Source organism: Sphingomonas abaci (assembly GCF_014199625.1).
Classification (GTDB): Bacteria; Pseudomonadota; Alphaproteobacteria; order Sphingomonadales; family Sphingomonadaceae; genus Sphingomonas; species Sphingomonas abaci.
On record NZ_JACHNY010000017.1, the window covers coordinates 1 to 13,739 of the forward strand.

Annotated in this window: 14 protein-coding genes; 8 read left to right on the forward strand and 6 right to left on the reverse strand. The window is 60.9% G+C overall.

Going from position 1 to position 13,739, the window contains the following annotated elements:
• Positions 1-138: 138 nt before the first annotated feature.
• The 5 genes from GGQ96_RS19660 to GGQ96_RS19680 form a co-directional block, all read right to left on the reverse strand.
• Positions 139-402 (reverse strand): DksA/TraR family C4-type zinc finger protein, encoded by a 264-nt coding sequence (locus GGQ96_RS19660; protein ID WP_024310576.1) that lies wholly within the window; start codon positions 400-402, stop codon positions 139-141.
• Positions 403-529: 127 nt separating this feature from the next.
• Positions 530-1,426, reverse strand: coding sequence for a bestrophin family protein (locus GGQ96_RS19665; protein WP_017980832.1), 897 nt, complete (start codon positions 1,424-1,426; stop codon positions 530-532).
• 67 nt (positions 1,427-1,493) lie between these two features.
• Positions 1,494-1,610 (reverse strand): DUF2474 domain-containing protein, encoded by a 117-nt coding sequence (locus GGQ96_RS19670; protein WP_017980833.1) that lies wholly within the window; start codon positions 1,608-1,610, stop codon positions 1,494-1,496.
• Positions 1,610-2,620 carry a cytochrome d ubiquinol oxidase subunit II gene (gene cydB / locus GGQ96_RS19675; RefSeq protein WP_017980834.1) on the reverse strand — a complete coding sequence of 337 codons (1,011 nt, stop codon included), beginning with the start codon at positions 2,618-2,620 and terminating at the stop codon, positions 1,610-1,612. Before cydB ends, GGQ96_RS19670 begins: the two co-directional genes overlap by 1 nt.
• The gene (locus GGQ96_RS19680) at positions 2,617-4,029 is read right to left on the reverse strand and encodes a cytochrome ubiquinol oxidase subunit I (RefSeq protein WP_169863546.1); all 1,413 of its coding nucleotides are present in this window, start codon (positions 4,027-4,029) and stop codon (positions 2,617-2,619) included. Before GGQ96_RS19680 ends, cydB begins: the two co-directional genes overlap by 4 nt.
• Positions 4,030-4,353: 324 nt before the next feature.
• Here GGQ96_RS19680 and GGQ96_RS19685 point away from each other — a divergent pair, with 324 nt between their 5' ends.
• Positions 4,354-4,644, forward strand: coding sequence for a metal/formaldehyde-sensitive transcriptional repressor (locus GGQ96_RS19685; RefSeq protein ID WP_017980836.1), 291 nt, complete (start codon positions 4,354-4,356; stop codon positions 4,642-4,644).
• Between the two features lie 265 nt (positions 4,645-4,909).
• Positions 4,910-5,830: a LysR family transcriptional regulator gene (locus GGQ96_RS19690; protein WP_017980837.1), complete on the forward strand. Its 921-nt coding sequence runs from the start codon at positions 4,910-4,912 to the stop codon at positions 5,828-5,830.
• 44 nt (positions 5,831-5,874) lie between these two features.
• Here the strand turns inward: GGQ96_RS19690 and GGQ96_RS19695 are convergent, their stop codons facing one another.
• Positions 5,875-6,549 (reverse strand): SDR family NAD(P)-dependent oxidoreductase, encoded by a 675-nt coding sequence (locus GGQ96_RS19695; protein WP_024310570.1) that lies wholly within the window; start codon positions 6,547-6,549, stop codon positions 5,875-5,877.
• Between the two features lie 402 nt (positions 6,550-6,951).
• Here GGQ96_RS19695 and GGQ96_RS19700 point away from each other — a divergent pair, with 402 nt between their 5' ends.
• From GGQ96_RS19700 to GGQ96_RS19725, 6 genes are all read left to right on the forward strand, one after another.
• Positions 6,952-8,163: a glutathione-independent formaldehyde dehydrogenase gene (locus GGQ96_RS19700; protein WP_020486678.1), complete on the forward strand. Its 1,212-nt coding sequence runs from the start codon at positions 6,952-6,954 to the stop codon at positions 8,161-8,163.
• Between the two features lie 344 nt (positions 8,164-8,507).
• Complete coding sequence (locus GGQ96_RS19705) at positions 8,508-9,617, forward strand: S-(hydroxymethyl)glutathione dehydrogenase/class III alcohol dehydrogenase (RefSeq protein WP_017980840.1); 1,110 nt, start codon at positions 8,508-8,510, stop codon at positions 9,615-9,617.
• Positions 9,618-9,668: 51 nt separating this feature from the next.
• A complete protein-coding gene (locus tag GGQ96_RS19710) occupies positions 9,669-10,067 on the forward strand; it encodes a VOC family protein (protein ID WP_017980841.1) in 399 nt (132 codons plus the stop codon).
• 147 nt (positions 10,068-10,214) lie between these two features.
• Positions 10,215-11,045 (forward strand): S-formylglutathione hydrolase, encoded by an 831-nt coding sequence (gene fghA, locus GGQ96_RS19715; RefSeq protein ID WP_017980842.1) that lies wholly within the window; start codon positions 10,215-10,217, stop codon positions 11,043-11,045.
• Positions 11,042-12,397, forward strand: a complete 1,356-nt coding sequence (locus tag GGQ96_RS19720) for an NAD(P)/FAD-dependent oxidoreductase (protein ID WP_017980843.1) — start codon at positions 11,042-11,044, stop codon at positions 12,395-12,397. The genes fghA and GGQ96_RS19720 overlap by 4 nt, the downstream gene beginning before the upstream one ends.
• Positions 12,394-13,716 (forward strand): DUF3422 family protein, encoded by a 1,323-nt coding sequence (locus tag GGQ96_RS19725; protein ID WP_021233328.1) that lies wholly within the window; start codon positions 12,394-12,396, stop codon positions 13,714-13,716. The genes GGQ96_RS19720 and GGQ96_RS19725 overlap by 4 nt, the downstream gene beginning before the upstream one ends.
• Positions 13,717-13,739: the final 23 nt, after the last annotated feature.

The following is a 13,739-nucleotide window of genomic DNA, read 5'->3' on the forward strand; positions in this document are numbered from 1 at the left end:
CGCCGGCGGACCCGGAGCCAAGGTGGCCTGAGCCGCCCTGTTCGCTACCTGTTCAGCTTACCGCTGTCCGTGTCACAAACCTTGAGGTGCTCCCTAAAGCGGCGCTCGAATAACGTGGTTGGCCGCCCCCTAGCGCAATTAGCGCAACTGGCTGTCCTTGCTGCCCCGGCGATTGATGCCGGTGAAGGTCGGGCGCTTATCGCGTTCGCTTTGACAGGCGACACAGGTTCTTACGCCGGGTATGGCCGTGCGGCGTTTCGCCGGGATTTCGTCGCCGCACACCTCGCAGTCGGTGCTACCCTCGCCGGAAGGCAGACGCGATCGGGCGGCGAAAACCGCGTCCATGATCGTTGCATCAATCTGGTCCTGCACCGCACTATCGGGTGCCCATCCATTTGCCATCGCCACAAGCTCCTCGATTTTGACCTTGGGGGTCAGATAGTCGGGGGCGCATGGGCCAAGCACGCGACTATCCAGCACAGCACCCGAATATAGGGTACTCCCTACCAGTATCAAGGAGTGTGCAAATTTAGCTCAGGACAGATTTATGGGGTTCCAGTGGCGGGGGTAGATCCTCTTCGCCAAGCAGCGACAACATATCCCGCTCGATTGTCCGCTTCATCGCATACAGCGGCAGACAGTTTGGCTCGACGCCGAACGGGTCTTCCAGCTCGTGACCCAGCGCATCGAGGCCGAAAAAGGTATAGGCGGTGAGGAGCACCGGCAGGAGCGTCCACCAGTCGAGTGATCCTGCGAGCGCGAAGGGAAGCATCACGCAAAAGATAAGTGCGGTGCGATGGAGCAGCAGAGAATAGGCGAACGGCACGGGCGTCGTGGATATCCGCTCACAAGCGCCCTGAACCTTGCCGAAGGATCGCATGTCTTCTGCCACGACGGCATAGTGAATCGGCGTAATGACGCCAGTCTGCTTTAGCTCGAGCAGCCTGCGCCCCATACGATCGAGCACGAGGTTCGTGACGTTCGGGCTCTTTGTCGCCGGGCCGATATCGACCCACGGCGCAATGGCGGCGATTTCATCCTCGCCGCGAAGGCGTGCGGTGAGGCCGCAGGCAAAGCCACATATGCTATGGAGCAACGCGCGCCGATCCTCGTCAGGGAGAAGCGATGTCTCGCGCGCGAACGAACGGGCCGAGATAATTAGCTCGCCCCAAAGCTGCCGCCCCTCCCACCATCGCGCATAGCAGGCATTGTTGCGGAAGCTCATGAAGATCGAGAGCGCGATACCGATCAGGGTGAAAGGGATCGTCGAAATCCGCGCGAAAATGCCGGGATGGGCTTGGGCGGCCAGGATGGCGATCACACTGACGACCGCGATCGCCGCCAGCCTCCGTGCGATGCGCGGCAGGATCGAGCCATGCACGGTGAAAATGATATCTTGGAAGCTCGGTTGCGATCGAACGATCATATTCCGTGGAATGTCCTTCGCCTGTTTGCCAGCATTTCCATCGGCAGCTCGTCGAAACGAGCTGCCGTCAGGGTTTGAGGATGAAGCGAATGACCTGCGCGACAGCCCCCAGCGCCAAAACGCTGGCCGCCCAGATTAAGACCATCCAGGCGAGCCGTCGACCGAGAGGTTTAGGCTCGTCCATCAATGATACCCATGCGTGCCGACCTTACCGCGGAACACCCAATAGGCCCACGCGGTATAGCCGAGAATGATCGGAATGATGACGGCCGCACCCGCCAGCATGAAGAGCTGGCTTTGCGGGGGAGCGGCTGCATCCCAGATCGTGACGGCGCGGGGAACAACATAGGGGTAGATACTGATCCCCAGCCCAACGAAACCGAGAAAGAACAGGCCAAGCGCCATAATGAAGGGCAGGCGCTCCGCGCCGCGCTTCAGGCTCCAGAAGAAGGTTGCAGCGCAGATCGCCACCAGCAGAGGAACCTGCGCGGTGAGAAGCACGCCGGGCATCGCAAACCAGCGTCGCCAATAGTCATAGGTCAGGAACGGCGTCGCCGCACTGACGGCGAAAAGCGCGAGTAGCGTCGCCCCGCCGAGCCAAAATGCCAGTCGACGGGCGCGTTCCTGGCCCGGCCCTTCGGTTTTCCAGACCAGCCAGGCCGCGCCTAGAAGCGCATATCCGATCACGACTGCCGCGCCGGTCAAGAGGCTGAACGCGCTCAACCAATCCAGCCATCCCCCTGCATAGGCATCGGCCTCGACCCGCACGCCTTGCAGGATCGCGCCCAGCGTGATCCCCTGCGAGAACGCCGCGAGAACGGACCCAAAGCTGAAGGCGACATCCCAGAAGGGACGATGGCGCGGATCTCGCCAGCGAAACTCGAATGCGACCCCGCGAAACACGAGACCGAGCAACATCGCGATGATGAGCGGGTAGGTCGCGGGAAGGATGATGGCGTAGGCAAGAGGAAAGGCCGCGAAGAGACCGCCTCCGCCCAGCACGAGCCATGTTTCATTGCCATCCCAGACCGGCGCGATCGAGTTCATTGCCTGATCGCGCTCTCCTCCGACCGAAAGGTTCGGAAAGAGGATGCCGATCCCCAGATCGAACCCGTCCATCACGACATAGGCGAAGACAGCAAAGCCGATGATACCGGCCCAGATTATGGTGAGATCGAGGTGCTCCACGTTCATGCCTCCCGTCCGGTTGATGCCACGACGCCGCTTGCCGGCGTGATGCCCGCCGCGCGTTGCGGCACCTTGGACGGTTCCGGTTCACCGGCTGCGGGCGGCTTTGCCATCATCCGGAGCAAATAATAGGTGCCGGCCCCGAACGCGCCGAAATAGACGAGGATGAAAGCGACGAGGGACGCCGCGACAGCCGGAGCGGCCAGGGGGGAGTGGGACTCCGCGGTTCGCAGCAGGCCGTATACGGTGAAGGGCTGTCGGCCTACTTCCGTCGTCACCCATCCTGCTATGACCGCGACAAAGCCTGACGGACCAAGCGCGAGAGCGGCGCGGTGCAGCCAGCGCCAGTCATAGAGCTTGCCGCGCCAGCGGGCGAGCAGGCTCCAGAGGCCCAACCCAAGCATGGCGAGGCCCATCGCCACCATGATCCGAAACGACCAGAAGACGATCGGCGTGGGCGGCCAGCGATCGCGCGGGAAGTCGTTGAGGCCGGGGAGGGGCGCTTTGGGATCGTGCTTGAGGATCAGCGATCCCAGATAGGGGATTTCGATCTTGCCGTGGACCACCGCATCCTTGTTGCTCGGGAGGCCGAAAAGGATGAGCGAAGCGCCCTCGGGGCTGGCCTCATAATGACCTTCCATCGCGAGAACTTTTGTCGGCTGATGCTCAAGCGTGTTGAGGCCGTGCTGATCGCCCGCGAGAATCTGGATCGGCGCCACAAGCGCCGCCATCCACATCGCCATGGAGAACATCTTGCGCGCGCCGGGATTCGCGCGGTCGCGCAGAAGGTGCCATGCTCCTACGGCCCCGACGACCATTGCCGTGGTCAGGTAGGCGCCGATGACGGTATGGACGAGGCGATAGGGAAAGCTCGCGTTGAAGATGATCGGAAGCCACGAACCTGCGGGCACGAACTGGCCCTTGGCATTGATCGCATAGCCTGCCGGCGTCTGCATCCAGCTATTCACGGAAATGATCCAGGTCGCCGAGATGAGCGTCCCGACGGCGACCATGCAGGTCGCGAAAAAATGCGGGCCCCTGCCTACCTTGTTGATGCCGAACAGCATCACGCCAAGGAAACCGGCTTCAAGGAAGAACGCGGTCAGAACCTCATAGGCCATGAGCGGGCCGATGACCGGACCGGCCTTGGCCGAAAATACCGACCAGTTCGTCCCGAACTGGTAGGACATCACCACGCCCGAGACCACACCCATGCCGAACGCGACGGCGAAGATCTTGAGCCAGTAGCGATAGAGGTTCGCATACACACCGCTGCCGGTCTTCAACCACAACCCTTCAAGCACCATGAGATAGCTTGCCGTGCCGATGGAGAAGGCCGGGAAGATGAAGTGGAATGAGACCGTGAACGCGAATTGCGCCCGGGCCAGGATTACCGGATCGAGATTCTCAATCACCAACATTCCTCCCTGTTTTGTCCCGCCGATGTTCGTCCGATTGTCCTCTGCAGAGGCTTTGCGATTCGAACACAGGGCTTGGGGGCCGGACGCGCGCCATTTCCTTTGGTGCAGCGATCCGATCGGGCCGGCAATATATCATACTCCCCACCAGTGTCAAGGGGGTAGGAACCCAGGTCTGGCGTTCGATGTTTCTGGAGGCGTAGGGGAAGGTTCAGGCTCGCTTCGGCCGAAATTTGAGGTGTCAGCGCGGCGCAAGGCACAGGATAGGGTTGAAACTCCCCCCCTGTATAGTATGTGCATATCAACAGTCAGGAAAGCGCGATGCCACATTCACCAGAAGAGAAGAAGCGGGCCATAACACGCCTGCGTCGCATCAAGGGGCAGGCGGAAGCGCTTGAACGCGCGATCGAGGCCGGAACGGATTGCGCCCCTTTGCTCCAACAGATTGTGGCGATGCGGGGCGCCACCAACGGGTTGATGGCAGAAGTGATGGAAGGCCATCTCCGTGAGACCTTCGGCCCCGCCAACGGCGCGCATGGGGAAAATGGAGCCAGCCCATTCGACGACGACATGGAGGGTATAATGCGGATATTGCGAACCTATCTTAAGTAGGTCTTAGAAACCGCAGTACCTGTATATAGATTTATAAGAACAATTTTTTACCGATCGGCAATATAATGACGGTGCGCCCAATTTTCGCGTGGTACGACTTATGGGTTGGTATTTTCATAGATCGCCCTAAGCGGCGTATCTACATTTTTCCAGTTCCATGCTTTGGTATTTTCATTCAGCTTCGCGTGCCACCGGCATCATAACTTGATTGCGGGACTGCAATTTGTGGTTCCACTGGAAAATCGCAACTGGATGAGAACACGTTATGATCGTCAAGAATTTCGGATATCTGATTGCGCTCGATCAGGAAGGCCATTTCGGTAGGGCAGCCAAGAGCTGCAACGTGTCGCAGCCCACGCTTTCCGCCGGCATCAAGCAGCTCGAACAGGACTTGGGTGTGGAGATCGTGCGGCATGGCCGGCGTTATGACGGACTCACATCGGAAGGTGAGACTGTGCTGGCCTGGGCGAAGAAGATCGAGAGCAACTGCGAGGGGCTGGAGCGCGACCTTTCGGCCCAGAAACGTGGGCTGGAAGGTCAAATTCGCCTGGGCGTGCTGTCGGCCACGTCGATCATGGCATCGATCCTCAGCCTTGCCCTCGCTGAAAGGATGCCGCTCCTCGAACAGTGCATTTGCACAGCGCAAACCTCGTCGCTGACCAAAGCCTTGCTGACGCATGAAATGGACATGGCGCTGGTCTATCTCGAAGACATATCTGAGGAGGACTTTGACACGCACCTTCTCTACCGGGAGCGGATCGTCGTTTTCCAGGCATCCGGCGACCCGCTCCCGCGACAGGTTTCATGGGATCATGTCGCCGAGCTGCCTTTGTGCATCTTGGACTGCGCGCTACCCAAAGCCGCGCGTTCTAGACTCGGGCACCGTGCCGCAAAGTCGATCAGGACCAACAATGTCGATGTTCTCGCTGCCCATATCGCAAGTGGGCGATATGCCACCGTCCTTCCGCAATCTCTCGCAACCTATTTTGCTCGGATTTCCGACATTCGGGCGGTTGAAGTCGCAGGTGAGGGCGCAGATGCCGCTGTTGGATTGGCCATGCCCAGAAATGGGGTGAAATCGACACCCACAGCCGCGCTGTTCGAAATAGTCCGCGCACCCGAGACAATGGCCTCGATAGAGGCCGCTCTGGACCTGTACCGCCAGTTCCAACCCGAAGGGGGCTGACCGTTCATGCCGTGCTATCGCAGCATGAACGGTCGCGCGACCCACTATTCGACGTAGATCATTTTCTTGGTCATCCCGCCGTCGACCACAAGCGTTTGCCCGGTAACAAAGCCGGCGGACGCCAGATATAGCACGGCCTCGGCAATGTCCTGGGGGCGACCGACCCGGCCAACCGGATGCTGCGCCTCGTCCTCGGCGCGCAGATTCGTGTCATTGGTGATCCAACCAGGTGCGATTGTATTGACCCGGATTTTGGCGCCAAGTTGCACCGCCAGCGCCTGCGCGAGTGCCACCATGCCACCTTTCGCAGCGGCATAGGCAAAGTCGATGCCTTGGGACATCAACGCGCGGGTGGAAGCCATCATGACAATCGAACTGCCATCGGTGAGCAGGGGCAATGCCGCTCGCGACATCAGAAAGGCCCCGGTCAGATGGCTGCCAATGGTGCTGTTCCACTGGTCGAGCGAGGTGTCACCGAGCTGCATGAATGTGTCGTAAACAAGCCCACCATTGTTGACGAGCAAGTCCAGTCGATCCCAGCCAAGGGCACGAAAAGCCTCGGCTACGGACTCTTCGCTGGCAAGATCGCAATGGATCTGTTGACCGATCGCTCCTTCCTTCAAATCGAAGGATGCCACCTCCCAACCTTCATCCAATAAGGCGGAACATATAGCCTGACCGATTAGCCCCGATCCTCCTGTTACAATAGCGCGTTTCATAAGAACTCCTTTCTGTCAGAGGATGATAGAGAGACCGGCACCATTGCGCCAACACAACTCAAGTCCAGAGAACGGGCGCATAGGGCGTCACCCTGATAGACTTCAACTGCGCCTTGTCTTCCAGAAACATTATGCTTGCTGCAATGGAATATGATATATCATCTTGTTGCATTGCGGCAGTCATTCTCCTGTAGCTTGGTCATAGGAATTTCCGATCTTGGGATAGAATCTTCGAGTTTGCTCCGAAGGAGAAGCGCCGCCATTCTGCCAAGACGGTAATGATGAGACTGGCAACGACACTACTATGCTGCGCTGAATTAATTCGGTGCGGCATGTTGATCCGTGTCAAGTCCTACTCTCGTCAATACTTGGGGGGGCGTGAAAAAACGCAGGAGATATCTGATGGCTACAGGCAACCGGATCGTAACCTTCGAGAAACCGATGGAAATGAAGGTCAACACCTTCAAATTCCCGGAGCTGATTACTCCACAGGGCAAAAAAGCTCCCCACGGCGCCATTCTCAAGATCGTCACCACGAACATCTGCGGCAGCGACCTTCACATCTACCGAGGTTCGTTTGAAGTCCCCAAGGGGATGACGATGGGCCACGAAATGACCGGCGAGGTGATCGAGGTCGGCTCCGACGTCGAATATATCAAGGTCGGCGATATCGTGTCCGTTCCCTTTAACGTCGGCTGCGGACGCTGCTACAACTGCAAGCACATGCGCTCGGACGTGTGCGAGCACACCAACCCCGAAGTCGACTGCGGCGCCTATGGCTTTAACCTGGGTGGATGGACCGGGGGGCAGGGGGATTACCTGTTCGTGCCCTATGCAGACTTCAATCTGCTGGCTTTCCCCGACAAGGACGCGGCCATGGCGAAGATCCGTGATCTGACGCTCCTTTCGGACGTGTTGCCGACCGCGTTCCACGGGTTCGCCGCTCCCGACTGGCCGGCGCAACCGGCCTATATCGTCGGCGAGAATGTGCTGATCTTCGGCGCGGGGCCTGTCGGCCGCGCGGGCGCCGCCTGTGCGAAGCTCCTCGGTGCCGGCGCCATCATCGTCGCCGACTTCATTCAGGAGCGGCTCGATCTGCTCAAGCCGCACGGCGTCGAGACCATCAACCTGTCGGACGGCATTCCGATCGAAGATCATCTGGAGCGGATCACCGGCAAGCGCGAGGCCGATCGCGTCATCGACTATGTGGGCCTCGACTGTCGCGGGTTCGGGGCGGAGTCCGACCAGATCGTCGAGAACGCCGTCACCAACGCCCTGCTGAAATATGTCCGCTTCGGCGGGATGACCAGCACGGTCGGCGTATATTGCCCCAATCCGATCTCCAAGAATCGGGACAACAAGAAGGGCAGCATGGAAGTCGATTGGGCCAGTGGCTGGATCAAGTCGCCGCGGATGTCGGCAGGCCAGTCGCCGACGGCCAATTACAACCACGCCCTCATGCGGGCCATCCTGAACGATCGGATGCCCTATCTGACTCCGATGATGAACACGAAGATCATCAAGCTGGAGGACGCGCCGGCGGCCTACAAGGAGTTCGATGACGGATCGGCGTTCAAGTACGTCATCGATCCGCACGGCTCTGTGGCGGCCTGACCATCTAACCCGGAATGCCCCCCGGTCATGTCGGGGGGCATTCTGAGCCGTTGGGGGCGGACTGCTTGCCGCACGCACACCCCCTTCCGGCTTGTCGATCTAACACCCCCCCGGATCGGCAAGCCGCCCCCTTCTGGAACGCAGCATCAGCCATGGCGCTGCGCTTTTCCGAAGCCGTAACGCCCTGTCGGGCGCTTTCACCACCCTCAGACATTATCCCTCTTGCATACTGGCTAGGAGTATCTTATACATACTCCCAGCCAGTATGCTTGGCTCCGAATCGAGATATCGAAACGGGGACTCGCAACCGGCGGTCCGGTTCTAGAAAAGAGGGAGATCCAAACATGAAATCTCGCGCCGCCGTAGCCTTCGAGGCAGGCAAGCCGCTCGAAATCGTCGAGATCGATGTCGCACCGCCCCAGAAAGGTGAAGTGCTCATCAAAGTCACGCATACCGGGGTATGCCACACCGACGCTTTCACGCTGTCCGGCAACGATCCGGAGGGCATTTTCCCGGTCGTTCTCGGCCATGAGGGCGCGGGCATCGTCGTCGAGGTCGGCGAGGGCGTCACCAGCGTCAAGCCGGGCGATCACGTCATTCCGCTCTACACCGCCGAGTGCGGCAAGTGCGAGTTCTGCCTGTCCGGCAAGACCAACCTGTGCGTCGCGGTTCGCGAAACGCAGGGCAAGGGCCTGATGCCCGACGGCACCACGCGCTTCTCCTACAACGGCCAGCCCCTCTATCACTATATGGGCTGCTCGACGTTCAGCGAATACACCGTCGTCGCCGAAGTCTCGCTCGCCAAGATCAACCCCGAAGCGAACCCCGAGCATGTCTGCCTTCTGGGCTGCGGCGTCACCACCGGCATCGGCGCGGTCCACAACACCGCCAAGGTGCAGCCGGGTGACTCGGTTGCCGTGTTCGGTCTGGGCGGCATCGGTCTCGCCGCGATCCAGGGCGCGCGTCAGGCCAAGGCAGGACGCATCATCGCGATCGACACCAACCCGACGAAGTTCGAGCTGGCGCGTCAGTTCGGCGCGACCGACTGCATCAACCCCAAGGACTATGACAAGCCGATCCAGCAAGTGCTGATCGAGATGACCGGGTGGGGCATCGACCACACGTTCGAGTGCATCGGTAACGTCCATGTCATGCGGGCCGCGCTGGAATCCGCGCATCGTGGCTGGGGCCAGTCGATCGTCATCGGCGTCGCTGGCGCGGGCCAGGAAATCTCCACCCGTCCGTTCCAGCTCGTCACGGGCCGGGTCTGGAAGGGGTCGGCCTTTGGCGGTGTCAAGGGACGGACCCAGCTTCCCGGCATGGTCGAGGACGCCATGAAGGGTGAAATCGATCTGGCGCCCTTCGTCACCCACACCATGGGTCTCGATGAGATCAACGAAGCCTTCGATCTGATGCACGAAGGCAAGTCGATCCGCACCGTGATCCACTACTGATCCCTCAACTCTAACCTTCAATTTCAATAGTTAACCTCAAGGAAGAATATCATGGCTGATCCCGTTATCTCCGGCAACGGCGTGTTCTCGCACGTCTTCATCGGCGCGGCCGATGTCGAGCAGTCGGCAGCGTTCTACGACGCCGCTCTGGGCGCCCTGGGCGTCAAGAACCTCGGCCCCTTCGGCAATGGTTGGGTGCTCTACGGCCGCGAAAAGCCTGCTTTCATCATTGCCCGTCCCGGCAATGGCGAAGCGCCCTCCAGCAACGGCGTGACGGTCGGCTTCGCCGCCGCGACGCCCGCCGAAGTGGACGCTTTCCACGCGGCCGGCCTCGCCGCTGGTGGCACCGACGAGGGCCAGCCCGGCCCGCGGGGCCACCTGCCGGGTGCCTATGCGGCCTATCTGCGCGATCCGGCGGGCAACAAGGTCTGCTCGTACACCTTCATCTAAAGCCGGAAGGTGAGGGCGATACCGGCAACCCTATGACTGGCTGTCGCCGGCGCTGGAACAGGCGCCGGCGCTTCCCCCCGCACCACAGCCAGGAAAAGGGCGCCTATCACCACACCGTCCACCAACCGTCGAAGCAAGGAAACAAAAATGGAACGTGTCGAACATCACGCCAGCTTCGGCGGTTGGCAGGACGTCTATCAGCATGACTCGATCAGCCTGGGTTGCCCGATGAAGGTCGGCGTCTATCTGCCTCCCCAGGTGAAGGACGGTCGCGTGCCGGTGCTGTATTGGCTGTCCGGCCTGACTTGCACCGAACAGAATTTCATTACGAAGGCTGTCGCGCAGCGTTTCGCTGCCGAGCACGGGATCATCCTCGTCGCGCCGGACACGAGCCCGCGAGGCGAAGGCGTGGCCGACGATCCCAGCTATGATCTGGGACAGGGCGCCGGCTTCTACGTCAACGCGACTGAGGAACCTTGGGCTGCCCACTACCGCATGTACGATTATGTCGTCGAGGAATTGCCGGCGCTGATCGAAGCCACATTTCCGGCCGATGATCGCCGGGCGATTGCCGGTCATTCGATGGGCGGGCACGGCGCACTCGTTGCCGCTCTGCGCAATCCGGGGCGCTATCGCAGCGTATCGGCCTTTTCGCCGATCGTCGCGCCGAGCCAGGTGCCTTGGGGCGAGCGCGCTCTGACGGCCTATCTCGGAGACGATCGCGCCGGGTGGAAGCATTACGACACCATCGAACTCATCAAGTCCGCCAGCGAGCGCCTGCCGTTGCTCGTCGATCAGGGCATGGATGATGAGTTTCTGGATCGCGAGCTGCGCCCGGATCTGCTGAAGGCGGCCTGCGAGGCTGCGGGGCACCCGCTGATCCTCAACCTGCGACCCGGCTACGATCACAGCTATTATTTCATCGCTAGCTTCATCGGCGAGCATATCGGCCATCATGCCAAGGCGCTGTTCCAATGAGCGCGGCGGCATCCTCGGCCATGCGCGAAATCGCGTCCAGCAATGACCCCGCCTCCGGTCGCCATCGCGTGGTGGTCGTGGGCGCGGGCTTCGGCGGCCTCGAAACCGTCCAGCGGCTCGCGGGGAGCGGCGTTGACATCACCCTTGTCGATCGCCGCAACCACCATCTTTTTCAGCCGCTGCTCTATCAGGTCGCGGGCGCGTCGCTGTCGCCATCGGAGATCGCCTGGCCGATCCGCTCGCTCTTCGCCAAGCGCAAGGACGTTCGGACTCTGCTCGGTGAGGTCGAAGGCGTGGACACGGGCAACCGGCGCGTCGTTCTCGAAGACGGCTCGACGCTTGGCTATGACACACTCGTCATCGCGACGGGCGCGCGGCATTCCTATTTCGGGCATGACCAATGGGAGCCTTATGCTCCGGGCCTCAAATCGCTCGAAGATGCGACCACCATTCGCCGGCGCCTTCTCGTCGCGTTCGAAGAAGCCGAGCGCGAGAGCGATCCCGCGCGCCGTGCGGCCTTGCAGACCTTCGTTATCATCGGCGGCGGGCCTACCGGCGTCGAACTGGCCGGCACGATCGCGGAGCTTGCCCGTCTGACACTGGTGCGCGATTTCCGGTCGATCGATCCGCGCGCGACGCGGGTGGTGCTGGTCGAAGCCGGGCAGCGGCTCCTGCAGGTCTTCCCGGAAGATCTGTCGGCCTATACCGCTCAGGCGCTTGAAAAGCTCGGTGTCGAAATCAAGCTCGGCAAGCCGGTCACGGAATGTTCCGAGCATGGGGTCGTGGTCGACGGTGTGCCTATTCCCGCTGAAACGATTTTGTGGGCAGCAGGCGTTCAGGCCTCGCCCGCCGCGCGCTGGCTGAACGCTGAAGCCGATCGCGCGGGCCGCGTGGTCGTCGGGCCGGACCTGACAGTGCCAGGACACCCCGACATTTTCGTGATCGGCGATACCGCAGCCTCGAACGGGTATGACGGCAAGCCGGTGCCCGGTCTCGCGCCGGCTGCAAAGCAGGCCGGACAATATGTGGCCCGGCTGATCCGCCAGCGCTTTAAGGGGCAGAATGCTTCGGAACCGTTCCGTTACCGGCATCAAGGCAATCTGGCGACGATCGGCCGCAGCCTTGCGGTCGTCGATATGGGCGGGTTCAAATTGCGCGGTGTTCTGGCGTGGTGGATGTGGAAACTGATCCACATCTACTTCCTGATCGGGACGCAAAATCGGATGAGTGTTGCACTAAGCTGGATGTGGACCCACGGCATAGGATATCGTGGCTCGCGTCTGATTACTTACAGCGATCTCGCTCAGCACGATGCCGGGCAGGACCATGACAAGGGGAGGGAAGGCGATTGAGTGAAGAGGGCAGCGCCGAGAACAGCGGTTCAACTGTCTATGGAATGCCCACCTATGAGAATAGGCGGGTTGCCATCGACGAGGTTCATGCGCGCCCTTATTTGCTGATAGATGCGCCGCGTGCCCTGGTGCAGCTCGCCTTCATGAACGAGGGCAATCTGACGAAGGACAAGGCGACCCTCGCGGAAATATCGAGCCGGATGGGCGCCCCGCTGCCGGATCAGGACACACCTCTTCATGGCCTGACCTGGGATCAGGGTAAATTGCACTGTGAGAAGCACACCGAGTTCTCGACCTACTTGTGGAGTGCGCCCCTCGATCCGGGCACCGGGGAGCTGGCGGGTGAAGATCCGTTCAAGCACGGCTTTACGCCGCCCGGGCCGGTCATTTGCGGCGTCCGCCTGGACGTTGTTACGTGGACCGAAGAGACCGCGACCTATATCGATCGCTTCGACCCGATCAGCCGGTGTCATTCGCTCGTCGAGGATGGCATGGCCGATATCGTCACCGATTTCCGTCAGGACGCCGATGGGCTAACCCGCATCCTCATCCTCGATCGCGGTTTGACGCCGATCCGGCTTGGCGCGCTGGCACAGCGGCTCCTCGAAATCGAGACCTATCGGACGCTGGCCCTGCTCGGCATCCCACTGACCCAATCGCTGGGGCCGCATCTGCGCAGCATAGAGAAGCGCCTTGCCGCCATCACCAACGAGATGCGCAAATCTGCACGCCGCGACAGCGAGGGGCTACTTTCCCGGCTGACCGACCTTTCGGCCGAGCTGGAGGCGGACACGGCGTCCAGCCTCTACCGCTTCGGTGCGAGCCGTGCCTATTATGAAATCGTCGAGGAGCGGCTTGCAGCGCTCGGCGAAACCTTCGTCCCGGGCTGCTATCGCTGGCGCAACTTCCTCCATCGCAGGATCGCGCCCGCCATGCGGACCTGTCGCGTGATCGAGGAACGGCAAGCCAATCTCTCCGACAAGCTGGCGCGCGCGACCACGCTGCTGCGGTCGTGGATCGATGTGCAACTCGAACGCCAGAACAGCGATCTGCTGGCCTCGATGGACAATCGGGCGAAGCTGCAATTGCAGCTTCAACAGACCGTGGAAGGCCTGTCTGTCGCGGCGATCTCCTATTATGTGATCGGCCTGCTCTCCTATCTCATCAAGGGCATACCGGGGATTCACGACATGGTGGCGCCCGAGCTGGTGATCGCCGCTCTGGTTCCCCTTGCCGTCCTTGGTGTCTGGTGGACCGTTCGACAGATCAGGAACGCGCACAGCGACCATGGACCGCCGCCCGCAAAAAAGCAGATATGATCCCTTTATCGCCTCCGTGCGTC